This is a genomic window from Desulfothermus okinawensis JCM 13304 (genome assembly GCF_054654515.1).
In genome coordinates this window covers 13,252-36,441 of sequence record NZ_BAAIEW010000001.1, presented here as the reverse complement: position 1 = coordinate 36,441, position 23,190 = coordinate 13,252, and the positions used below count along the sequence as shown (strand labels likewise).

General features: G+C 33.7%; 29 protein-coding genes and 1 pseudogene. 13 read left to right on the top strand and 17 right to left on the bottom strand.

Annotation, left to right across the window (positions count from 1 at the left end; genetic code table 11):
• Positions 1-170 precede the first annotated feature (170 nt).
• Entirely contained in the window at positions 171-602 is a 432-nt protein-coding gene (locus tag ACYQ0O_RS00190; RefSeq protein WP_459889511.1) for a PIN domain-containing protein, read from the bottom strand.
• On the bottom strand, positions 586-819 hold the full coding sequence (locus ACYQ0O_RS00185; protein ID WP_075067908.1) for a DUF6364 family protein: 234 nt from the start codon (positions 817-819) through the stop codon (positions 586-588). Before ACYQ0O_RS00185 ends, ACYQ0O_RS00190 begins: the two co-directional genes overlap by 17 nt.
• 353 nt (positions 820-1,172) lie before the next feature.
• Between ACYQ0O_RS00185 and ACYQ0O_RS00180 the strand changes: the two genes are divergently transcribed.
• The 12 genes and pseudogenes from ACYQ0O_RS00180 to ACYQ0O_RS00125 all read left to right on the top strand — a co-directional run bounded on the left by ACYQ0O_RS00180 (position 1,173) and on the right by ACYQ0O_RS00125 (position 9,643).
• Positions 1,173-1,538 carry a YgaP family membrane protein gene (locus ACYQ0O_RS00180; RefSeq protein ID WP_459889509.1) on the top strand — a complete coding sequence of 122 codons (366 nt, stop codon included), beginning with the start codon at positions 1,173-1,175 and terminating at the stop codon, positions 1,536-1,538.
• Positions 1,539-1,629: 91 nt separating this feature from the next.
• Positions 1,630-2,112 (top strand): hypothetical protein, encoded by a 483-nt coding sequence (locus tag ACYQ0O_RS00175; protein ID WP_459889507.1) that lies wholly within the window; start codon positions 1,630-1,632, stop codon positions 2,110-2,112.
• A gap of 56 nt (positions 2,113-2,168) precedes the next feature.
• Positions 2,169-3,902, top strand: coding sequence for a bifunctional serine/threonine-protein kinase/formylglycine-generating enzyme family protein (locus ACYQ0O_RS00170; RefSeq protein ID WP_459889505.1), 1,734 nt, complete (start codon positions 2,169-2,171; stop codon positions 3,900-3,902).
• Between the two features lie 101 nt (positions 3,903-4,003).
• Positions 4,004-4,723: pseudogene (locus tag ACYQ0O_RS00165) on the top strand (PP2C family protein-serine/threonine phosphatase); the annotation flags it as partial.
• 73 nt (positions 4,724-4,796) lie between these two features.
• Positions 4,797-7,154: a heavy metal translocating P-type ATPase gene (locus ACYQ0O_RS00160; RefSeq protein WP_459889503.1), complete on the top strand. Its 2,358-nt coding sequence runs from the start codon at positions 4,797-4,799 to the stop codon at positions 7,152-7,154.
• A 39-nt stretch (positions 7,155-7,193) separates the two neighbouring features.
• Positions 7,194-7,400, top strand: coding sequence for a heavy-metal-associated domain-containing protein (locus tag ACYQ0O_RS00155; RefSeq protein ID WP_075067916.1), 207 nt, complete (start codon positions 7,194-7,196; stop codon positions 7,398-7,400).
• Positions 7,401-7,470: 70 nt separating this feature from the next.
• The gene (locus ACYQ0O_RS00150) at positions 7,471-7,668 is read left to right on the top strand and encodes an SHOCT domain-containing protein (protein WP_459889501.1); all 198 of its coding nucleotides are present in this window, start codon (positions 7,471-7,473) and stop codon (positions 7,666-7,668) included.
• 9 nt (positions 7,669-7,677) lie between these two features.
• Positions 7,678-7,935 carry a hypothetical protein gene (locus tag ACYQ0O_RS00145; protein WP_459889499.1) on the top strand — a complete coding sequence of 86 codons (258 nt, stop codon included), beginning with the start codon at positions 7,678-7,680 and terminating at the stop codon, positions 7,933-7,935.
• Complete coding sequence (locus ACYQ0O_RS00140) at positions 7,916-8,590, top strand: P-type ATPase actuator domain-containing protein (protein ID WP_459889497.1); 675 nt, start codon at positions 7,916-7,918, stop codon at positions 8,588-8,590. Before ACYQ0O_RS00145 ends, ACYQ0O_RS00140 begins: the two co-directional genes overlap by 20 nt.
• Complete coding sequence (locus ACYQ0O_RS00135) at positions 8,587-8,760, top strand: HAD family hydrolase (protein WP_075067920.1); 174 nt, start codon at positions 8,587-8,589, stop codon at positions 8,758-8,760. Before ACYQ0O_RS00140 ends, ACYQ0O_RS00135 begins: the two co-directional genes overlap by 4 nt.
• 29 nt (positions 8,761-8,789) lie before the next feature.
• Positions 8,790-9,071, top strand: a complete 282-nt coding sequence (locus tag ACYQ0O_RS00130; protein WP_459889495.1) for a multicopper oxidase domain-containing protein — start codon at positions 8,790-8,792, stop codon at positions 9,069-9,071.
• The gene (locus ACYQ0O_RS00125; protein WP_459889493.1) at positions 9,071-9,643 is read left to right on the top strand and encodes a multicopper oxidase domain-containing protein; all 573 of its coding nucleotides are present in this window, start codon (positions 9,071-9,073) and stop codon (positions 9,641-9,643) included. Before ACYQ0O_RS00130 ends, ACYQ0O_RS00125 begins: the two co-directional genes overlap by 1 nt.
• Before the next feature lie 284 nt (positions 9,644-9,927).
• Here the strand turns inward: ACYQ0O_RS00125 and ACYQ0O_RS00120 are convergent, their stop codons facing one another.
• From ACYQ0O_RS00120 to cutA, 15 genes are read right to left on the bottom strand one after another with little or no spacing between them, the layout of a single operon-like run.
• Positions 9,928-10,836, bottom strand: coding sequence for a DUF4340 domain-containing protein (locus ACYQ0O_RS00120; protein WP_459889491.1), 909 nt, complete (start codon positions 10,834-10,836; stop codon positions 9,928-9,930).
• 16 nt (positions 10,837-10,852) lie between these two features.
• Positions 10,853-12,931, bottom strand: coding sequence for a Gldg family protein (locus ACYQ0O_RS00115; protein ID WP_459889490.1), 2,079 nt, complete (start codon positions 12,929-12,931; stop codon positions 10,853-10,855).
• Between the two features lie 19 nt (positions 12,932-12,950).
• Positions 12,951-13,655: an ABC transporter permease gene (locus ACYQ0O_RS00110; protein ID WP_459889488.1), complete on the bottom strand. Its 705-nt coding sequence runs from the start codon at positions 13,653-13,655 to the stop codon at positions 12,951-12,953.
• A 1-nt stretch (position 13,656) separates the two neighbouring features.
• Complete coding sequence (locus ACYQ0O_RS00105; protein WP_459889486.1) at positions 13,657-14,586, bottom strand: ABC transporter ATP-binding protein; 930 nt, start codon at positions 14,584-14,586, stop codon at positions 13,657-13,659.
• A gap of 22 nt (positions 14,587-14,608) precedes the next feature.
• A complete protein-coding gene (locus ACYQ0O_RS00100; RefSeq protein WP_459889484.1) occupies positions 14,609-15,001 on the bottom strand; it encodes a DUF3568 family protein in 393 nt (130 codons plus the stop codon).
• Between the two features lie 26 nt (positions 15,002-15,027).
• The gene (locus ACYQ0O_RS00095) at positions 15,028-15,267 is read right to left on the bottom strand and encodes an FmdB family zinc ribbon protein (protein ID WP_075067928.1); all 240 of its coding nucleotides are present in this window, start codon (positions 15,265-15,267) and stop codon (positions 15,028-15,030) included.
• 14 nt (positions 15,268-15,281) lie between these two features.
• Positions 15,282-15,902 (bottom strand): peptidoglycan-associated lipoprotein Pal, encoded by a 621-nt coding sequence (pal, locus tag ACYQ0O_RS00090; RefSeq protein WP_459889482.1) that lies wholly within the window; start codon positions 15,900-15,902, stop codon positions 15,282-15,284.
• Positions 15,903-15,921: 19 nt separating this feature from the next.
• Positions 15,922-17,256 carry a translocation protein TolB gene (locus ACYQ0O_RS00085; protein WP_459889480.1) on the bottom strand — a complete coding sequence of 445 codons (1,335 nt, stop codon included), beginning with the start codon at positions 17,254-17,256 and terminating at the stop codon, positions 15,922-15,924.
• Positions 17,253-17,993 (bottom strand): energy transducer TonB, encoded by a 741-nt coding sequence (locus ACYQ0O_RS00080; protein ID WP_459889478.1) that lies wholly within the window; start codon positions 17,991-17,993, stop codon positions 17,253-17,255. Before ACYQ0O_RS00080 ends, ACYQ0O_RS00085 begins: the two co-directional genes overlap by 4 nt.
• A complete protein-coding gene (locus tag ACYQ0O_RS00075; RefSeq protein WP_459889476.1) occupies positions 17,993-18,409 on the bottom strand; it encodes an ExbD/TolR family protein in 417 nt (138 codons plus the stop codon). The genes ACYQ0O_RS00080 and ACYQ0O_RS00075 overlap by 1 nt, the downstream gene beginning before the upstream one ends.
• A gap of 2 nt (positions 18,410-18,411) precedes the next feature.
• Positions 18,412-19,125, bottom strand: coding sequence for a MotA/TolQ/ExbB proton channel family protein (locus tag ACYQ0O_RS00070; protein ID WP_459889474.1), 714 nt, complete (start codon positions 19,123-19,125; stop codon positions 18,412-18,414).
• A 16-nt stretch (positions 19,126-19,141) separates the two neighbouring features.
• Entirely contained in the window at positions 19,142-19,795 is a 654-nt protein-coding gene (locus ACYQ0O_RS00065) for a histidinol phosphate phosphatase domain-containing protein (RefSeq protein WP_459889472.1), read from the bottom strand.
• A 21-nt stretch (positions 19,796-19,816) separates the two neighbouring features.
• Positions 19,817-20,311 (bottom strand): bifunctional nuclease family protein, encoded by a 495-nt coding sequence (locus ACYQ0O_RS00060; RefSeq protein ID WP_459889470.1) that lies wholly within the window; start codon positions 20,309-20,311, stop codon positions 19,817-19,819.
• A 1-nt stretch (position 20,312) separates the two neighbouring features.
• Positions 20,313-21,665 carry a tRNA (N6-isopentenyl adenosine(37)-C2)-methylthiotransferase MiaB gene (miaB, locus tag ACYQ0O_RS00055; RefSeq protein ID WP_459889468.1) on the bottom strand — a complete coding sequence of 451 codons (1,353 nt, stop codon included), beginning with the start codon at positions 21,663-21,665 and terminating at the stop codon, positions 20,313-20,315.
• Between the two features lie 2 nt (positions 21,666-21,667).
• Positions 21,668-21,982 carry a divalent-cation tolerance protein CutA gene (gene cutA / locus ACYQ0O_RS00050; RefSeq protein ID WP_459889466.1) on the bottom strand — a complete coding sequence of 105 codons (315 nt, stop codon included), beginning with the start codon at positions 21,980-21,982 and terminating at the stop codon, positions 21,668-21,670.
• 92 nt (positions 21,983-22,074) lie between these two features.
• Here cutA and nth point away from each other — a divergent pair, with 92 nt between their 5' ends.
• On the top strand, positions 22,075-22,707 hold the full coding sequence (gene nth, locus ACYQ0O_RS00045; RefSeq protein ID WP_459889464.1) for an endonuclease III: 633 nt from the start codon (positions 22,075-22,077) through the stop codon (positions 22,705-22,707).
• Positions 22,708-23,190 lie beyond the last annotated feature (483 nt).

Here is a 23,190-nt window from a genome sequence, read left to right as displayed (position 1 = left end):
TTTGTCAACAGGATATGTCTTTGCCACTTTATAAAAATGGGTAATTTGACCACACTTTTTAAAATAACAAAAAGCTCTTAATCAAATTATGGATTTACAGGCGGCTGGATTTCTAAAAAATTACAGATCTTAAGGGGACAACCTGAGTTACATCTCAGCTTGAGAAAACTTCAATCTAAAAAGGGATTTTCTATCTTTACTCCCTTAATAATCTGGCCATGATTTAGATCTTCTGTAAAAATCACTTTACATCTTCCATAAATAGCTGCTGAAACAATAAGGGCATCCCAAAAGGAAATTTTGTTTTCTTTCTGAATGGTTATAGCTTCAAAGATAAGAGGGGGAATTATAACTACTGTTCTTACACCCAGGTTCAGTTTCTTGAGTTCCTCTAAAGCTATGTGACTGCTAAGGGGAGGTCTTAGTTTTTTTGTCAATACCACATAGAGTTCCTGATAAACTTGCGTGGACACCACCATCTTTCCCGTAGGAAACCACATTGAAACAAGTTCCTTTGCAATAGACCTCTTTTCAGGACTCCCCTCATCATGGAGATAAACTAAAATGTTGGTGTCAAAAAAGGCCCTATATCCGCTCTTCATAAAGGTCTTCCCTGTCCCATTCATCCAGCCTTCCTTTATATGTGTCTGATAACTCCATGAGCTCATTTAAAACAGCTTTTAGTTGACTAGTATTAAGACCTACCAATTCCTCCAGATATTCCCTTATCAACTTATTTACAGATGTTCCTCTTTCAGCAGCATATCTCCTGGCCTTTTCCAGTAAATGATCAGGGATGGAAATAGTAATATTAGGCACTTATAAACCTCCATATTTATATCTAACCTACACATAATATGTGTAAAATATTTTTACTCCTTATCATAAGTCGCCATACATGGTCAATTCTCAATCTTTTTATAAACTAAACCTTTTAAAGGGGATATAAGGATGTGGGTATTTTGTCAACAGGACATACCTTTGCTACATTATGTAAATGGGTAATTTAACCACACTTTTTTCAAAGTTAGAGACTTCCCCAAAAAGACCTACAGAACCATCTCCAATTTTTCTTTTAATTTCAGCAAGATAAAATTTATCGTTAGTTCTGGCATACTCCTTGAACAAACATAAACAACAGACAAAAAAAAATAAACAAAGGAGGTTTTATTATGAAGAAATTAACAGGAATCATTTTAGGGGTGGCAGGAGTATTGTTAGTAGGTTCTCTGGCCTTTGGTTGGTGTCCAATGTATCACGCTTATGCACCGGGGTATAACACTTATGTAGCTCCTCAGGCTCATGCTACAAACGTAAATGTGGATGCCATAAAAAAGCAAATTAGTGAAAAACAGGCAGAGTTAAGTGTTATATTTGCTCAAAAAAATCCAGATACTCAAAAAATAGCCAGGTTACAAAATGAACTAAAAGATCTTTATAATGCGTTAAATAGTGCAAATGTGGCCACCAATGGATATGGCGTAGCACCTTATCCATATTATGGATGCCCGTGGGGATGGGGACCTTATGGATACTAGTTTGAAAGGGGGGATTTCCCCCTTCTCCTTACTAATTTCAACTAAGGGTAAGGGTTTTTAAAACAAATAATTTTTAAATGGAGGTTTTTTTATGAAAAGGTTAATTTTACTTGGAGCATGTATGTTTTTGTTGGGCTTTGCCGCCCTGGCTATTTCCCAACCAACTACTCAAAACCCCAATAATTATCCAGGTCATGGCATGATGAATAGGGGTATGATGAGAGGAGGCATGATGGGATATGGAATGATGGGGCCTGGCATGAGAGGAGGCTATATGGGAAGGGGTATGATGATGCATGGGTACATGATGCCAGGGAGCCCAGGATTTCAAAATTATCAAACCTTTTTAAAAGAGGCGAGGCCCATTATTGAAGAGTTGAACGCCAAAAGGGCAGAACTTGGAGCTTTATATCAAATGAGAAATCCTGATCCCAAAAGGGTTGGGAAATTGGCAAGAGAAATAACAAGATTAGAAGAAAAGCTACAAAATATAGCATTCAAATACAACCTTCCTGATCCATGCCCTTATATGTGGAGGGGCAATGGTATGATGATGAGAGGTAATTGGTGGTAAAGTGGAAAAAGGGGGATTAATCCCCCTTTACTAATTTAAATTTTAAGGTTGCACAAATGGAAGACAAAAAAAATATAACCCTGGATATTGGCACTATTATCAATGAAAAATGGGTAATATTGGAATTTATAGCAAAAGGGGGTATGGGAGAAATCTATAGGGCGCATCAGCTGGATTTAAAAAGAGATGTTGCCATTAAAGTAATTTCAAAGGAATGGCTCCTTAGCCTGGAAGATAATTCAGAAGAATATGCAACTGGACTGCAGCGCTTTAGAAACGAAGTCCAGGCAATGGCACAGGTAAATCACCCTAATATAATTTCCATCTATGATTATGGTTCTTTTTCCATTGAAGATTCAGAAAAGACAATGCTCATGGAATATATTGCCATGGAATATATTCCAGGCAGGACTCTAAGGCACACCATGTCAGAAGAGGGATTTTTTCCTGAAGAGGATTTAACCAGAGAGTGGTTAAAAAAATATTTTATTCCCGTATTAGATGGACTATCTGCTCTGCACGATGCAGGTATTATACACAGGGATATAAAGCCAGAAAATATCCTAATAGACAAAGACATCCCAAAGATAGCTGATTTTGGACTTGCAAGGTCCCACAAACTCCAGCCCATAACCCAATCCTGTGAAATGAAAGGAACTCCTATTTATCTTTCCCATGAACAATTTATGGACTTTAAGAGGATAGACGAGAGAACTGATATATATGCCCTTGGAAAGATTTTATATGAAGCAATAGAAGGGGAAATGGCCCCAAATACCATTCCCTTTAGGCAGGCAAAACTAAAGGAAACAGGATCGTTATTTTTTGAAGAGATGGACAGGATAATTCAAAAGGCAACTGCAGAGGATAAAGAGCAGAGATTTTCATCTGTAAAAGAACTAAAAGATGGTATTTTAAAGGCCCTGGATATAAAAGATGCAGACTCACCTAGAGGAGACCAAGGTCTAACTAACAGATTAAAATGGCCACTATGGATATTGGTTTTTTCACTTACAGTGGTAATTGGCGTCCTGTCATATTTTATGGTTACAAAAAATAGGGAGACGTTAAAAGAAGCACACCACAATACACAGGCCATAAATCCCTCACCTGTAAAGACATCACACAATTTTATAAAGGCAAAGGATGGGTCCAGGCTTATATTTATCAAAGGAGGTGAGTTCATATTGCCGGATAATTTTGACCTATCTTCGCAAAAAAAAGTAAAAATTGACGATTTCTATATGGATGAGACACTTGTTACCAATCATCAATATGTGGAGTTTCTAAATCAGATTTTAAACAGGATTAAGGTAGAGGGTAATATTGTTAAGGGGGATGGGAAGATATGGCTTTTTTTAGGAGAAGCATTGGAAGGATATGAGCCTATAACATATAGAAGCGGACGTTTTCTTATTAATAACCCTTCTCATGCTTCATGTCCTGTAATTAGAGTTACTGCATATGGAGCATCTGCATATGCAAGATTTTACGGAAGAGAGCTCCCTTCAGCATTACAGTGGATTTATGTGTATTTAAAAGGTAGTAAGTCCCCAAAAATCCCTGGAACAACACCTCAGATTGAACAAAGTTACTATCCCATTCCAGTTTTAAATTACTATCCCAACAATTTTGGGATACGGGGGATTGGTGCAGATATTGGTGAGTGGGGATTATTTAAAGATCAGTACCTAATACTTGGATCAAATATGTCTCACCTTCCCCGCAACCCATGGGAAGCCTTTGAAGATATTGGATTCAGGACTGTAATTAAGGCAACTAAAAAATAAAATCACATCTAAAAATTAGATTATAACAATGAGTAATTATTATACATCAAAAGTAGAATATTGTGTTGAGACCAACATTGGTTTGAACAGAAAAAAAAAACGAAGATAGCTATATTATTCCAGCACAAAATAATAAATACAATACACGCCTTTTTGGTCTTTTGTTTGCAGTAGCAGATGGTATGGGAGGTCATCCTGCTGGTGAGGTGGCAAGTGGTCTTGCATGTGAGATGTTAGAGACTGCCTACTATAGTTCACCAGCTTTGTGGGAGCAACTCCTCTTTTATATTAACCCAAAGTTTTTAAAAAATAGACTCCTCTGGTCATTTGATATTGTAAAAAGGGCACTTGAAAGCCATGAAAAGGAACATCTAGAATGTGTGGGATTTGGCACCACCTTATCTGCCCTGGTTTTAACAAAAAAAACAGGAATAATAGCACATGTTGGCGATAGTCGTATCTATAGGTTAAGAGAGACAGATTTGTCTCAATTAACTGTTGATGATACACTTGTAGAAGAACTAATAAAAACTGGGAAATTTAAACATAACAACCCCAAATTAAACTCATATAGACATGTTCTGACCCAGGCAATAGGAGCTGGCGGCTATGAATTCGTCCATACAGTTACATTTAACTTGAGACAAAATGATACATTTTTGCTCAGCACCGATGGATTACATGATGTTGTTTGTAACAAAGATATCAAAAATATAATGATGCAAAATGAGCTACCCAATATATGTTCTGCACTCATAAATTCTGCTTTATCTCATAGTGGGGAAGACAATATAACCGCAATTGTTGTTAAAATTATATAATAAATATTAATTAAAGTCACAAGATTTGTAAAAAAATTATATAAGAGGTTAAACATAAAGAGGTGAGAAATTTATGAAAAAAAAGGTTGTGTTACCTATCCACGGTATGAGTTGTGCGGCTTGTGCTACTAGAATTGAAAAAAATCTCAAAAAGGCAACAGGTGTATCTTCAGCAAATATTAATTTTGCCTTAGAAAAGGCAAGTGTTGAATTTGATTCAGAGAAAATAGACTTATTTGGCTTAAAAGAGGTTATAGAAAACACAGGTTATTCTTTGAAGGTCTCTCAAGTGGAGCTCACTATTTCAGGGATGAGCTGTGCTGCCTGTGCAAGTAGGATTGAGAAAAAGTTAAAAAGCTCGCCAGGTATAATAGATGCCTCTGTGAATCTAGTTGCTGAAACAGCAAAAATAAACTTCTTAGACACAATTACAAATACAAGTGAGATAATAAAAATAATAGAAGATACTGGGTATGGTGCAAGGATTAAAGAAGGGGATAAAGCTCTACAGGAGAGAGATGAAGAGCTTATAAAGAAGAGAAGACTTCTTATAATATCTGCGATATTTTCTGCACCCCTATTAGTTAGCATGTTTTTTCATCTAAATCCTTTTATCCAGGCACTCCTTGCCACAATAGTTCAATTTTATCCTGGGCTTCAATTTTATAAGGGCGCATATTTAAGTCTCAAAGACAGATCAGCTAATATGGATGTCCTGGTTGCAATGGGTACCACTGCTGCTTATGGCCTGTCCATTTATAATGTATTTACAGGGGGACATCTATATTTTGAGACATCAGCTATCTTGATTACCCTGATACTACTTGGAAAATATTTGGAAGCAGTAGCAAAGTCAAAGACCTCATCAGCAATAAAAAAACTCATGGAGCTAAGACCTGTAACTGCTAGATTAATTAAGGACGGAAAAGAGATAGAGGTACTTGTTGAGGGAGTTAAGGTCAAAGACATAATTGTGGTGAGGCCTGGGGAGAAGATACCTTTAGATGGCAGGGTAGTAGAAGGTGAATCTTATGTGGATGAATCCATGGTTACAGGGGAAAGTCTTCCCATAAGCAAAAATGTTGGAGACGAAGTAATTGGAGCCACTGTAAATCAATCTGGTTTTTTAAAGATTGAGGTCACAAAGACTGGTGAAGACACCTTTTTATCCCAGGTTATAAAAATAGTAGAAGAGGCACAGACATCAAAGGCTCCCATCCAGAGGTTTGCAGACGTGGTTTCAGGCTATTTTGTGCCTACTGTTATTGCGATTGCCTCTGTTACCTTTTTGGTGTGGTATTTTTTCATTGAGCCATATAATATATCAACTGCAATTTTAAATTTTGTCTCAGTATTGGTGATTGCATGTCCATGTGCACTTGGCCTTGCTACCCCAACTTCCATTATGGTTGGTACAGGTAAAGGTGCTGAAAATGGTATATTATTTAAAGGTGGGGAATATTTGGAGACTTTTCATAAAACAAATGCAATGGTATTTGACAAAACAGGTACACTCACAAAAGGAAATTTCCAGGTAACAGATATAATTTGCCTAAATGGAGTGGATGAGACCTATCTTTTAAAAGTGGTGGCGTCAGCAGAAAAAATGAGTGAGCACCCACTTGGAAAGGCAATAGTGGCCAGGGCAGTGGGTGAGGGGATAGATATTTTGGACCCTGAGGAGTTTAAGGTGGAAAAAGGCCTTGGAGTTATTGCCAAAATTGGTTCCAAGATGGTCCTGGTTGGAAATGATAAGTTAATTTCCCAATATGGAGTAAACATTTCTGATGAATCCAAAAGGAAAAAATTTGAGTTGGATAAACAGGGAAAAACCACATTCTTTGTGGCTGAAGATAATACCCTAATTGGTATGATTTCACTGGCAGATACCTTAAAAGATCATGCCAAGGAGACTATTTCAGCATTAAAACAATTTAATATATCTGTGTATCTATTAACTGGGGACAATACCACAACTGCAAACGCCATAGCATCTTTGCTTGGGATTGAAAATGTATTTGCAGAGGTAATGCCCAATATGAAGGCATCTAAAGTTAAGGAATTAAAAGATAGAGGATTTATTGTATCCATGGTGGGAGATGGGATAAATGATGCACCAGCCCTTGCATCTGCAGATATTGGTATTGCCATAGGGTCAGGTACAGATGTAGCAGTAGAAACAGCAGATGTTATTTTAATAAAAGATGATTTGAGAAACATAATAGATGCTATTATGCTCAGTAAGGCAACTATGAAAAATATTAAGCAAAATCTCTTTTGGGCATTGATATACAATATAATAGGTATCCCCATTGCAGCATCAGGATATCTAAATCCCATTATAGCAGGTTCTGCTATGGCCTTTAGCTCAGTATCTGTGGTAACAAATGCCTTAAGACTTAAGAGGTGGAAGAGTAAGTTTAAAAAATAGATTTGTAACTTTAAACCAATTTTAAAAAGGAGATATAACATGGCAAAGTTAGTTATAGGTGTTGAAGGAATGAGCTGTAATCATTGTAAAATGGCTGTGGAAAAGGCATTAAAGACATTAGATGGTGTAAAAGAAGCAGTTGTTAGCTTAGAAAACAAGAATGCAGAAGTTGAATATGATGAGGATGTGGTGGATGTTGAAAAATTGAAAAAGGCCATAAAAGATGCAGGGTATCAACCTGTATAAATAGGAGTTAATTATGTGGGGACACAATTTCATGCCAATGTTTGGGAACAACTCTTTTCATGGAGGCTTTATGTTTATGTTTTTCTGGTTAATTATTTTTATTTTATTGATTTATTTTGTTATAAGATTAATCAAATCAACAACAAATAAGGACCCAGGAACTAGTGCTGATCCCATGAAAATTTTAAAAGAAAGATTTGCGCGGGGAGAAATTACTGAAGAAGAATATCTAAAGATGAAAAAAATCTTAACTGGCCAGGAAGGTTAAGTTGTTTTCATGAATTTTCACACAATTTTAAAAAATGGGGGGGAGATGACACACCATGACCAACATGAACAGGACGATAACAATACACAAAAGATGCAAGAACACCAGCCAGTTGAGATGCACTCTACCCATATGGACCATGAAAATCATGAGCATACTCATCATGATAGTATAGAGTTGCCAGGGGATCATAACCACACATCCCATTTGTCTCATGTCCATCATGATATGGGAAAGACGCATAACCATGGAAATGGTCATGGATGATAAGGCATTGCATCACCATCATCACGCCCATATGGTAGAGGACTTTCGTAAAAGATTCTGGATTTCCTTGATACTCACAATACCTATATTGTTACTTTCACCTATGATTCAAAAAATTTTGGGTCTAGGCGAGATCCTTAAATTTCCAGGCAGAGTTATCTTATTGTGGGTTCTCTCAACATTGGTGTTTTTTTATGGTGGATATCCTTTTTTAAAGGGCATGGTGGATGAATTTAAAAAGCGACTTCCCGGGATGATGACCCTTATAGCCCTGGCTATTTTGGTTGCATATCTCTATAGCACTGTGGTGGTTTTTGGGTTATCTGGAAAATTCTTTTTCTGGGAATTGGCTACACTTATAGATATTATGCTCCTTGGACATTGGATAGAAATGAAGTCAGTTATGGGCGCGTCAATGGCCTTAGAAGAGCTTGCCAAATTACTTCCCACAGATGCCCACAAGGTGGATGAGAATGGTAAGATTTTGGATGTTCCAATAGAGGAGTTAAATCCAGGAGATCAGGTATTGGTTAAGCCTGGGGAAAAGATTCCTGTAGATGGGATTGTAGTTAAAGGGGAAACTTCAGTAAATGAATCAATGATCACTGGAGAATCTAAACCTGTATTTAAAACTATCAATGATCAAGTCAGATGATTCAAAATCTAATTTGGGCAACTGGATATAATGCCTTTGCAATTCCCTTAGCTGCAGGTGTATTGTATAAGTATGGGATATTGTTGAGTCCCGCTATAGGTGCTGTACTTATGTCCTTGAGTACAGTGATTGTAGCAATAAATGCCAGATTTTTGAGAGTTAGAAGTTAATCACACTTCATGAATAAAGGAGATTTTTTATGAAAAAAATTATTATATTTGCTTTAATTGGATTAATATATAGCTGTTCACTTGGTATAGCTAAGGTACATAGATATACATTTAATATAACCATTGGAAAGTGGAGTTTATTGCCTGATGTTCAAATTAAATCTTTGTTAATTAATAATCAAATTCCTGGACCACTAATTGATGTTGAAGAGGGAGATATAGTTGAAGTAAAAGTAATAAATAAAACTCCACTTCCACATACAATCCACTGGCATGGTCTTAAAGATATAATGTTAAACAAGATATATTAATGATTGTGGACAGTGTGGATCCTGTGTGGCAGGAGAAGATGTTAAACATGATGGTGAAAATGCATAGTAAAGAAGAAAAAATGGGAAAAGAAGAAAAAGTATTTACAAGTGTAGATGAGTATAAAAGTGCAATTAAAAGAGGATATAAATCTCCTTATTTAAAGGGAATAAAAAAGCCATCTTATAAGTACCATATGATTAATGGCCATGCTTATCCTTTAATTGATCCCATTAAGACAAAAATTGGAGAAACTGTAAGACTTAGATTTGTTAATGCAGGGAATGTGGCTCATTATTTCCATTTTCATGGGATGCAGGTCCTTGTAGTTGCCATTGATGGAAACACCTTGAGTTCTCCCTATTATCTCAATACTGTTCCGAGCTTTCCAGGGCAGACTATAGATTTGATTTTAAGGCCCAAGATTAGGGGATGGTGGGCAGTGCATGATCATGCAGAATGGGGGTCCACAAACAATGGCCATTTCCCAGGTGGGACAGTATTTTTAATTGGAGTTGCAGACAAAAATGGTTTTATATCAAATTACAACCCAAAAATCAGCTTAACCCAATAAGTAAAAGGTTAAAATATGGGGCCTATGGCCCCTTTTAGACAGGGAATCATTATGAAAAAATACATCGTGAATGTGGTATGGAATACAATGACAGGACTTTCATTTTTTTCAGGTTATCTTATCACAAATTACCAATAATATAATAAGGAGTCGGTCAAAAATCTATTTCAGCTCTATATTTATTTTGAGGATAGAATTAATTTGCTCTAAATCCTAACTTAAACATAATGCGTATTTACACAAATAATGTTACAGGCTCAAATTGTATTAGGGGTTTTGTTAGCTCATCTATTCTCTTTATTGAGAATTTTTTCCAGAATCCCTTCCAAATCTTTTACTACATATTCACTTAAGATGAATTTCTCAGGCAAATTACTGGAGTATCCAATAAATTTATTTGTATTTTTATCTTTTATCTTTTGTAGTCTTAAAAAATGTGTGCTAGAATTAGTAATCAATTCTATCTTAAGGTAATTTTTCCCTATTTGCTCATTTTTATGGTCTTTTAAAAAGGATTCACATTCAATTGTCTGAAGTTTTTGAAGCAACTCATTTACATTGCTATCCCTAATTTTTTCCTTTGATGTCCATTTGCCGTTATCTTTCTCTATAGTAACACTTGTGCCTTTAAAATTTATTTTTATTTGATCTATTTCTTTTACATTAAATGCAAGTATATGTTTATCACGTAACTCATCCAGATCTGTGTCAAATGTTAACCTTAAATTTCCTTGTGCTAGATATATAGCAGGGTTTTTATCTAATTTTACATAGGTTGAGCTATAATTAGGTGATAGTTTTCCTATACTAAAACAAAATGGTTGTTTGGACTTTGACCATGCACATATCTGTATCTTATTTTTATCATCAAGTGAATATCTTCTATAATCTTCTCCCCTGGAGACCATAGACATTAATTTTAACTTTGATATATCATTTAAAATAAATTCAATTTTTTTCGAATCCGCCTTGTATTTGGGATTATTGTTTATAATCCAAACATCTTTTTTTAAAGTCAGTACTATTGGTTTATTTTTTCCTTTACTAAGCACTACCTTATTAATATCCTTTTTTTCTATTTTTGGAATAGACGGTAATTTATAATGAATTTTATTGCTTTTATCTAAATACAGTATAGTACTTAGAACCAATATAATTGATATTAGTACAATATATTCTATATATTTCTTCATATGTGGATCTCCTTTTTTAAGCAAATAACTGCTTTATTTTTTTTCTTTTTCTAATTCTGAGTATATTTACTAGAAATCCACAGCAAATTATAATTATTGGAAGTATGAGGATATTAAATACCTTTATTTGTGTTTTTATAGTTTCTGACGTCTCAATTAATGGATTAAATTCTTCAGTCTTAGACCGTAATATAGCCCTGTCTATTTTATCATTTAAAACATCTATTATGTTCATTACAAATATGGAATTGGGAGTATCTCCTTGTGTATCTACTACTGAATCTGTCAAAATATCTGATGAACCAATTAAAAATATCTTACCTCTGCCTTTATTTATTTTAGTACCTTCAGTGACTACGTTCTCAATTTTATTTTTATTTACTTTATTCTTTTTACTATCTTTCTTTTTATCATCTGTTTCCTTTGTAGGTATAGGTTTATCTTTAAAGTAGCTCTCAAATTCACCTTCTATTAAATATGCAAGGGGATATTTATGCATTTTGTCTTTTTTAGGCGGGTATATATATAATGGATTTAGTGTTTGAATATTTTTTACTTCCCATGAAGAATTTGAAGTTGTAAAAAGCAAATTGGCTTTTAGTTTCTTTGGAAAATTTTTTCTTAGATCAATGGGTGAATTTTTTAGCATAACGAGTCCATTTATATTTTGAAGATATTTTAATTTGTGGTTAATATTTGTGGATTTAATTATAGGAGCAAAATAAATAGGTCTTGCACCTCCACCTTGCTCCCTTGGAAGTCTTTGTTTAAAGCAGTTTTTATCCATTACAATGGATGGTCTTATCTCTATTCCATAGTGTTTAAGGAGCTTTTCAATTCCAGTTTCATTTCTAATTAGCATTGATTGCCTTCCTGGTAACTGTTTAAACTCATCTAAAAATATTGCGAGATTGGTTCCTCTCATGAGGGCCTGGTCTATTAAGAATAATTCATAATCTGTGAATTTCTTTTTAGGTCCTGCGATTATAAGTGTTTTTAGATTTAAAGGTATGTTTTTACTTAAGTCAATTTCCTTTATGTCATAACATTCTGAAATTAATTTCCTAAAATTATTTGCAGATGACACTTGTCCAAAAGGACTGCTGTATAGGGGTAATGTATCGTGGCTGGTAAGATATCCTATGGACTGGTTAATATGCAACAATGACTGAATAGAAGTATCTAAAATTTCTTTTAAGTCATCTACCTGGGTTAAAATATATTGAGTCCCAATTATTGGAAGATTTACAACTCTAAGTAGTACTACTGGAATTTTTTCATCTCTGTACTGTAGCACTAATCCTAGCCCTCCCTGGCCAGAATCAAGATTAACTTCTTTTAGTCTTGGCCACTTTAAGATCTGAATTCCCATTTTATTTAAGTTTTTTTCATTGGAAGGAGATATATTTAAATCTATAAAATTATATGCTAATTTATTGTAATATTTTTTATTTAAATCAGAAATCAATTGTTTAAGTTTAATTGGATAATTAGGTAAATCTTTTATTCCTAAATATGGAGCTATCTTAAAAAGATTCTTAGATAGATACAAATTGACCGTTATATGTCCCTTAAGTGCCAAAAGATAACTAACTTTATTTACTAGTTTTTCCATGGAAGAGGTCAACAAATATTCAAGCCTATTAGTTGTATTAATTACTGGTATTTTTTCTATGGCATCTCCATGTATTAATACTATTCCCATGTAAACACTCTGATATTTTAATTCATCTTTTTTTATTACCTGTACTTGAACAGGTGTTATTCCATATTCAGATGCGATTTTTTGGAAATTTTTATTTTTTGGGTCTAAAAATTCATAATTAAAATTGTTATTTGAATAGCTACTATATTCATCAAGTAAATCCTTTAAATATTTTCTAATTACATTATATGGTGGAGGCAAATCTTTACTAAAGAAACATTTTATGGTGAGAGGTTCGTTAAGATTAGATACAACTTTTATGCTTTTTTGGGAAAGTGAATACATTTTTGTCTTAGTGGTATCAAATTTAAAAAAGTGATCTTGAGAAACCATATTTATTAAAATTACTATTATTATATAGAGAGTGAATTTAATATATTTTTCTACCATAGACAGACTCCTACTTTATCTATTTCCTATATGAAAGTGAAATATTTGTTGCATACAAAAATACGAAAATGATACTTAAGAAATATACAATATCCCTTAAATCAAATATACCCTTTGAAAAATTCTGAAAGTGAAAATTAGATGACAAATAATTGGCAACTGTAATAATTGTCTCTGGCATAAAGAATAGGAGTTTGTCCAGAAGACTCAGTAAAAGACATATCAATGTTCCCACAATAAAGGAATTTATTTGGTTTTTTGTGAGAGAAGATGCAAAAATTCCTATGGAGCCATAACTTATTCCAAGTAAAAAACCACCAATATATCCACAGACTATTGGTCCCCAGTCCAATTTTCCAACAAAACTTATACTAATTGGAAAAAACAGGGTTGGGATTAACATAAACATGATAAAAACACATATAGATAAAAATTTTCCCAGGATTATATGGATCAATTTTACAGGAAAAGTAACCAATATCTCATATGATCCTATGTTAAATTCTTCTGAAAAGCTTTTCATGGTAATAGCCGGGACAATAAAGGACATTGTAATTGGTAGCAGTTCAAAAAAGTCCCTGAGAGAGGCCTGATTTATTATAAAAAAAGTTGAGAAGAAAAACCAACCAGTTATTAGAATGAAAATTGAAATTATTATATATGCAATTGGTGAATAAAAATAGTCTTTTAGATCTTTGCTACATATTGATATTATCCTGCGCATACTAGTTCTCCGTGGTGATCTCTTTAAATATTTTCTCAAGGGATGTCTGTTTTTTATAGAACTCAAGTATTGTCCAGTCTCTTTCCTTTATGACATTATAAATTTGTTCTCTAACGTCGCTTTTCAAAACCAGCTCCAAATCTAACGTAGAGTCTTTCTCTCCAATTAAATTAATGTCTGTAACTTCTTCTATTTCTTGAAAATTACTTTGTACCTCCTCAAAATTTGCATTTTTGAGTGAGAGGCCTATTATTGTTTTTCCTAGATACATATCTTTAAGTTCAGCTGGGGACCCATCTGCCACTATTTTACCCTTATTTATAATAATAACCCTGCTACAAGTTGCTTCAACTTCGCTTAAGATATGACTTGATAATATAATGGTTTTTTTTGTTCCAATTTCTTTTATGAGATCTCTTATTTCCAATATTTGATTTGGATCCAGACCTGTTGTGGGCTCATCCAAAATCAAGACTTCTGGATCGTGAATAAGAACACTTGCAATACCCACCCTCTGCAAAAGTCCCTTTGATAGCTCCCCTATATCCTTATCTAGGATTTCCTTAATCTGACAACGGGTTGCAACTGTTTTTATTTGTTTTATGAGTTGTTTTTTCTCTATTCCCCTAAGAGATCCAACAAATGTAAGGTATTCATAAACCATTAAATTTTTGTAAATTGGCACAGATTCAGGTAGATAACCCATAGTTGATTTAATCTCCACATAATCATCTGGCACTTTGTAGCCTTTAACTTTAATAGAACCTGAGCTGGGTTCTAAATATCCAGTAAGTAATCTAAGGGTCGTTGTCTTTCCCGCTCCATTGGGTCCCAAGAGTCCTACTATTTCTCCATTCGACACCTGAAAACTAATTTTATCTAGCGCTAAGAAATTATTATAGTATTTGCTTAAGTCCTTTACCTCTATCATAGCACCTTCTTTACCGAATTTTTTAGTTTTTTAGGAAAAATAATATCTTATTTCTTAATATATTTGATACTTCTCTGTCTCCCAACAACCCTACTCTTATTCCAACCCATGTATTATTATTTTCTATGTTTTTAAGTTTTACTTTTACTTTATCACCATTACCTCTTATACCTGTGATTTTAGCCTCAAGTGCGTCTCTATATTCTGATAACAATTCTATTTTTAGTGATTTAAATGCAAGCTTTGTTGCTTTATAAACTTGGTCCATTGAATTACTACAGGTAAATTCTAGTTGTCCATTAAGGTATTTATATCCTGTAATACCTATTCCAGCTCCTGCTCCAAACCATAATATAGCGCATCCATAGAAAGAAAATGATAATAACAGTGCAAAAAAATAGTTTTTGATATTCATTTTTTGTAACTCCTAGTCCATGGTTATTATGAACAACCCGGAATTTCATATGTGGTACAGCTATTTTGAGGACCACACTGTTTTGTAGTGGAAGTAATTCTACTACTACCATCTGATCCCATTATATAAGATGTGCGGCTAATTACCCTTTGCATATCTTTACTACCACATTTCTCACACTTTATATCTATTTGCTGGGTCGAGCTGGTTACTATAATTTCTTGCATATGTTCACATTTTAAGCATTTAAATTCAAATATAGGCATATACCCCCCCTTAATTAATAAATAATTTTAAATTCATCTCGTCTGTTTTTGGCCCATGCCTCTTCATTATGCCTGGGGTCAAGTGGCCTTTCTTCCCCATAACTAACTATACTCAAACGATCTGCTTCAATACCCAGTAAGATCAAATACTCATAAGCTGCCCTTGCCCGTCTTTCACCAAGTGCAAGGTTATATTCCTCTGTTCCCCTTTCGTCACAATGGCCTTCAATAATCAATTTAATTGAGGGATATTTTAAGAGCACCTCAGCCTTTTTTTTGAGAATATCCTTTGCTTCACTATTTAATTCATAGGAGTCAAATGCAAAGTGAATCATCCTTTTAAGTTCCTTTTTGTCATTTTCTGGTAAAACAATTTTTTTTGATGTACTTGTTACATTTTCAGAATTTAATTCCTGTGAATTAACAGTATACTCATCTATTTTACCATTTTGGGTCACTCCAGCTTTCATATTATTGGTAGTTTTTTTTGTCAGATCCTCTTGTGTTAGAGTTGTGTTTTTTGTCTCCTGAGTATTTGCTTGAGGGTAACTTGTAATTTTTTTCTTTGCACATCCAACCATTAAAAATCCTATAATTAGTAGTCCAATCAAGTGAAAACATACTTTCTTCAACATAAACTCCCTCCTTATAAATTCAAAAAGGTGTTTTACTCCATGCTACAGATGTAGCTTCCCCATTTCCTGTATTTACTACCCTTGGAAGGGTTGCGTCCTTTGTTGTTATGTAAATTTTATAAATTCCTGTCCTGTTTGATGTAAATGCTATAAAATATCCATCAGGACCAAATACAGGATGTTCGTCATTTTTTGGTCCATTTGTAATTAGTTTTTCTTCTAATGTATCCAGATCACATAAAACAATTCTATGTCCTGATTCTGTTAGGGTTGAGTAGACTACATATTTGCCGTCATCGCTTATACAGGGATTGGTGTTGTATTTACCCATATAGCTTATTCTGATAGTTTTCTTTGCCTTAAAATCATAGAGGAATATATTAGGATTTCCATAAATACTGGATACATATACCATTTTTTGACCACTTCTATCAAAACTAGGTGAGATATCAATTGCCCAAGAGTTCACTAGAGCCTTTTCTACTTTGAAATGTTCATCTAGTAAATATATATCTGGATTTCCCTTCATATCTGAACTCACACAGATTCTGCCATTGGGCGTAAAACTCGGTGAAATTATTGTGTTTCCTGGTATGAATATGTCTTTTAATGTTCCATCTATTGACCATAGCAGTAATTTATGGTGTCCATTTGACAAATATGTAAAAGCCAGTTTTTTACCGTCCCAGGACCAGGCTGGAGACAAAACAATTCCTTTAAAAAAAGTAATCTGTTTTTGAAAATATCCCTGGGGTGTTGAGATAAATATATTTTTTGAGCCATCTTCAAGTTTTTTCACATATGCAATCTTGGAATTAAAAAACCCTGATTTTCCTGTTAATTTTTTCATAAAAAGTCCGCAAAACTTGTTTGCAGCAAGATATGTTTGCTCATCCTTATTTAATATATATCCTTTTCCCAGAAAAAGGGAAGGTGTGTATACATCAAAGCATCTTATCTCGATTTTCAGGTTCCTATTTTCAACAATATTCCATCCAATTGTAATAAGAAGATCTATTTTGTTTAGGATAAATTTACCAAAATCTATTTTATTTAGAGTAACTCCATTTATATTTATGCCACCAATGATTTCATTTGCATCTATTACATTTAAAAAAGGTAAATATGATAAGTTGTTTAAGAATACTGTATAAAATTTATCTATGATTTCCTTTGTTGCATTCGTGTAATCTGTCTGTTTACCCAAAAAAATAGGTGGAATTACAGTGATATTTAATTTTGGTTGTCCTGGCTCATAAATGTTTAAATGTAGCACCCTATTTTGAGCGTATGTCCTATTTGTTATAAATATACACAAATAAATTATAAGAAAGATTGTCCCTATTCTCTTCATTTCTTTCCTTCTCTTCCAAATGTAATCCTGATTACAATTATCTTATTTTTCCTCATAAAAGTCACAGGAGGGGCATCCAATTTTTCTGTTTCTTTTATTGCCCTTAACACAGAATTGTCAAATATAGAATTTCCAGATGATTTTATAAATCTTGTCTTTAATATATTACCATTTTTATCAACTTCTATCTCTACCTCTGCAGACAAATTGGGCTGTTTAACTGGATACCTCCAATTATCTTTTATTTTTATCTCTGCAATTGCCTTATATTTTTCAACGGTGTCTTCACTTTCTTCTGTGGTTATATCTTCTTGTTGATTTACATCTTTAGAAATTGACTTTATTTCCTTTTCAATAATTCTTTCTTTCTTTTCCTCTTCCTTTAAGGAGCTTAAGATATCTTTTAGAGCACTTTTTACTAATCTTTCTTGTTGTTTTTTTATATCTATTTTAGAAGGTCGTTTTTTAAGCCTTTTTTTTCTCTTTAAAGGAATTTTAACTATATTTTTTTTTGATGTATTAACAAATGATTTCTTTTTAATAAATTTTACCTTCTTTTTGTTAATATAAAATTTTTTGGTCTTTGTTTCTTTTCGGGGCTGAAGTTTAATAATATTTATTTTATACGTGTGAGTCTTACCTAAATCAACTTTAAGCCGGTTTTGTGTAATAAATGTGGCAATATAAATAATTGCTATATGTAGGATGAGTGAACATAGTAAGCTTATAAAACGCATTATTTGTTATTTTTAGTTTCAGGCTCTGCAATTATACCAAGTTTTTCTATTCCGGCATCTTTAATATACCCCATTATTTTCACAATAAAACCATATGGGATATTTTTATCTGCTTTTAAAAAGACCATTTGGTCTTTATTTAAAACTATTTTTTTCAAATAGTTGGTTAATTTATCAATTTCTAATTTATATTTATCTATAAATATATTTTTATCTTTATCTATAGTTATGATAATTTTATCTCTTCCTTTTTTTAATGTACGTACAGTTTTTGTTTCTGGGACATCAACCTTAATCCCCTGAACTAAAAGAGGTGCAGTGACCATAAAAATTACAAGTAATACCAGCATCACATCTACAAAAGGTGTAACGTTTATTTCTGCTATGTATTTTTTGTTTTGAAACCTTGAATTCATTTTTATTCAGTTTTTGTTATAGTTGGCGCTGAAAATATCGCTAATTCTCTTTTTGCCATATTAATAAAAATATTTTTATATCTAATATATAAATTCTCAATATTGGTTAATATTGAGATAAAGGTGTTATATGCTATAGATGCTGGAATAGCTACAGCAAGGCCAACAGCCGTTGCTATTAATGCCTCAGCAATGCCTGGGGCAACAGTGGCTAAACCTGCACTTTTTTGAAGACCAATTGAGTGAAATGAATGCATAATTCCCCATACGGTTCCAAACAGTCCTATAAATGGAGCAGAATTGGTACAAGTGGCTAGAAAGGACAGGGATGAGGAATGGTCAAGTAAACTTTCTGATATATGGTTATTAATGGTATTTTCTATTGACTGAGATGCTATTTCTGGCTTTTTTAAGTCGCTTATTTTTGATTTTTCAATTTGTTTTATTTCATTTAAGCAGTCTATGGAAATTTTATATAACGAGGAAGTATGTCTTGTTCTAAGTATTTTTAAAGAGGATGCGAGATCCTTTGATTCTTTTATTAGATCAATATCTCTTTCAAGTTCTCTTTTTGCCTTAAAGAAAGAGATTGTTTTATAAAATATAATGGTCCAGCTAATAATGGACATACAACCTAAGATTCCCAACACTATCTTAACTACCAAAGTAGTGTTTAGAATCAGGTAAAATATCCCTGTGGTAGACTCTATTCCCATATTGGTCCCTTTGGTTTTATCTGTTTAAGATGTTTTTTAAAATAGATTGTGAATTGTTTTCCATTTCCAAATAATCTGAATATGTGACTCCTGCTCCCATTGCAATTAGCCTTCTTTTTTCTACAAAGATCAAGTCTTTTGGTGAATGGGCATCGTTATTTATGACAAGCCTTGCCCCATGTTCCTTTGCCATTCTTGCCACATGACCATTTGTTAGAGAATGACCGGATCTTGTTGTTATTTCTAAATAGATTCCCAACTCTGCAGCCAGTTTTACCTCCTCTTCACTAATAAGACCTGGATGTGCCAAAATATCGGCTCTTCCTTGAATGGCAGCAAGATTAGTTCCCTTTTCAACTGGTTCAACAATGGTCTCTCCGTGCACCACCACTATTTGAGCCCCAAGTTTCCTGGCCCTTTCAATGAGCTCAGGGATTAAAGGGGGAGGTACATGGGTTATTTCCACCCCAACTAAAACATCCAGAGAGCTAGCCACCTTGAGTTGTTTAATACCTTCTAACTCCATCTTTAAGATGTGTTCTATGTTTGTGTGGTCCACATGATCTGTTATGGCAATGGCTTTGTAACCTGCTGTTTTTGCCCTTTGGATTAATTCAGCTGGTATTAGTTCTCCATCACTAAAAACTGTATGTGTGTGTAGATCAATCATCTCTTTTCTATCCAAAATTTGTTACATTTTGTATTTGAATTCCTCATCTCCAAGACGCTCTAAAAATTCTGTCCACTTCTCTGCCTCTTGATCCTTTAATACAACTTCATGTTCCTTTTTAAGGTGTTTTTCTAACTCCTCAAGAAGGGTTTCATTGGCATATATTTTGGCATCACACCTTATTGCAAGGGCAATGGCGTCAGATGGCCTTGAGTCAATAACATACACAGTATCATCTTGTTCTATATGTATTTCAGCAAAATATGTTCCTTCTTTTAGGGAAACTACACACACCTTTTCTATTTTTGCCCCCATTGTCTCTAATATGTTGACCATAAGATCATGGGTCAGTGGACGGGCCATGGTAATTTTGTTTAGGCTAATAGATATTGACATGGCCTCCATGGCGCCTATCCAGATGGGCAACACTTTTTTTTCCTCAATATCCTTTAATATCAAAATTGGGACTTGTGACTGCTCATCAAGGGCAAGTCCAAATATCTTCATTTCTATCATGTCAGTTTTTCACCTCCCCAAATAAAGAATGTTTTTTTACTTCTGTGATTTTTACATCCACAATGGATCCTACAGGCAAAGGATTTATGTTTCCCCTGTTCACTAAAAAGTTTACTACTCGGCCACCAGGCTCCCTGCCCCTATAAGATATAGGTCCTTCTTCCCTTTGTTTTGAGCTTTTTCCTTCAACCAATACCTCTACTATCTTGCCTTTTAACCTATTCATTGAGTTAATGGTAAGCTTATCTTGCAGTGCTTGTAGTTCTTTAAGCCTAGTAGCCTTTATGTTTTCAGGGATTTTCGGTTCCATGATTTCAGCCCTTGTGCCTGGTCTGTCAGAGTATTTAAATGAAAAACTGCTGTCAAATTCTACTTTTTTAACCATATCCAGGGTTTCTTTAAAATCCGCATCAGTTTCAGTTGGAAAACCAACTATCAGATCTGTAGTTATTACTATATCCCCTCTCACTTTTTTTAGTTTGTCTATTATTTGTAAATAATCTTCTTTTAAGTATTTTCTACCCATTAGTTTTAATATCCTATTTGATCCAGCCTGCAAGGGCAAATGAATAGATGGACAAAGGTTATCCAAAACTCCAAAGAGTTCAATTAACCTGTTAGAAATATCCTTTGGATGAGAGGTTGTAAACCTTATCCTTTTTAATCCTTTTATTTTAGATACTTCTATAAGTAGCTCCTCAAAACTTGTTCCATCACCATATCTATCTTTTCCATAGCTATTTACATTTTGACCCAAGAGCATTATTTCCTTTACTCCAGCATCCACCAGTCTCTTGCATTCATCTATTACTAAACTATTTTTTCTGGATTTTTGTCTCCCCCTGGTATAAGGCACTATGCAATAGGCACAGAAATTATCACAACCTTGCATTATATTTACATATGCAACTGGATTACCCTCAATCAGGCTATCCTCAACTGCCATCTCTCGTTCTGGATAATAATCTTTAAATTCCAAAAGGCTTATTTTTAGTGATGGAGTTGAGATTAATCTTGATATACTTTGTGGGACATGGGATACCCCGTCTGTACCAAAAATTAACCGGACAAAGGGAAACTTATTCCATATTTTTTCCCCAAGTTGTTGGGCAACGCATCCACCTACTCCAACTATAAGGTTTGGATTTTTTTTTAAATAAGGACGTATCCTCCCCAAAAAACTGTATAATTTTCCCTCAGGTTTTTTCCTGACGCTACAGGTATTTACCAAAATTATATCGGCATCGTCTTCTCTATGAGTTTGTCTGAATCCTTTTGATATAAGGGATGAAGAAATCCAAAAAGAATCAGCAACATTCATTTGACATCCAAAGGTGCGAATAAAAAACTTCATAACTATTTGGTCTCCTCATAAATCCAGTTCAAAAAGTCTTTAAATCCTCCAGTAATAGGTATCTCAATGATACAAGGACACTCATATGAGTGCAGACTCTTAATTTTTTCTATGACCTCTTTTGATAGTTCTTTTTTTGTTTTTAAAATCATAGGTGTTTCTTTTGCCTTGTCAATTTTTTGTTTCCACCAAAAAAATGACTCCATTTCTGGGAATATATTGGCGCAAGCAACTAATTTTTCCTCAAGAAGAGTTTTTGCTATACTCTCTGCCTCTTGTTTGTCTTTGCAAGTTACATAAAATAACCTTACCTCCATGGGGGACTCCTTTTTGTTGTGGTTTAATTAGATCTATAGTAATTTGCAAGAAAATAATAAATACCAAATAATATATTTTCAAGGAGTGAGTAATGGACAAAAAAAAGAGGGCAAACGAGGTTCTAACAATATTGAAAAAAAGGTATCCAAATCCCCGGACAAAATTGGTTTGGAAAACTCCCTGGGAACTTCTTGTAGCAACTATTTTAGCTGCACAATGTACTGATGATAGGGTAAACAAGGTAACCCCTATTTTTTTTAAAAAGTGGCCAGATATAAAATCCCTATCAACGGCAACGCAACAGGAGGTTGAAGAGGTAGTCAGGACCACTGGTTTTTTTAGAAACAAGGCAAAAAATCTAATTGGTTCTGCAAAAAAAATTTTAAATGTATATAATGGAGAAGTTCCCTCTAATATGAAGGATCTCCTAACACTTCCTGGAGTGGCGAGAAAAACTGCAAATATTGTCTTATCCAATTGTTTTTCCAAAAATGAAGGAATAGCTGTAGATACCCATGTAAAGAGATTGTCCAATAGGCTTGGTTTTACCCAGTCAAAAAATCCAACCATAATTGAGAGAGATTTAATGGAGCTATATCCAAGGAAAGATTGGCACTTGGTAAATCATTTATTTGTGTGGTTTGGTAGGGACGTATGTAAAGCAAGGTCTCCAAGATGCGATGAGTGTGAGGTAAAAAGATTATGTGAAAGAAGGGGCGTTTAGTTTACATACATCAGCGTTTCAGGAGAAAGGCAGCCATAAAACCAGTAATAGGGCATCTAAAATCAGATTTTCTAATGGCCAGGAACTTTTTAAAAGAGAAAATAGGCGATATTATTAATTTACTAATTAACTCATGGCAGCAACTTATAAATCCAAAAAACTCATGGACCAGTTGGTCCTCTTTTTTTTATTATTTTTTATTTGTTTCCGAACGGAAGAAAGCTGTTAAATGAGTTTTGACCTGAAAAAACTATTGAAAATGAATACTTATTGACATTAAAACAAATACAATGTATACACACGAAACTGTAATACTCTAAAAATTATACTTGATTAAAAATAAATTCTCATTATTTTAAAATTACAATGTAAAATTTTTTTATATGAAATTGTTTGTTTCTCTTAAAAAACTTACACATCATTCTTCATATCATAGTCTTTTTTCATTTTATATAAAAAAACAATGTATTGGATTTATTTTTT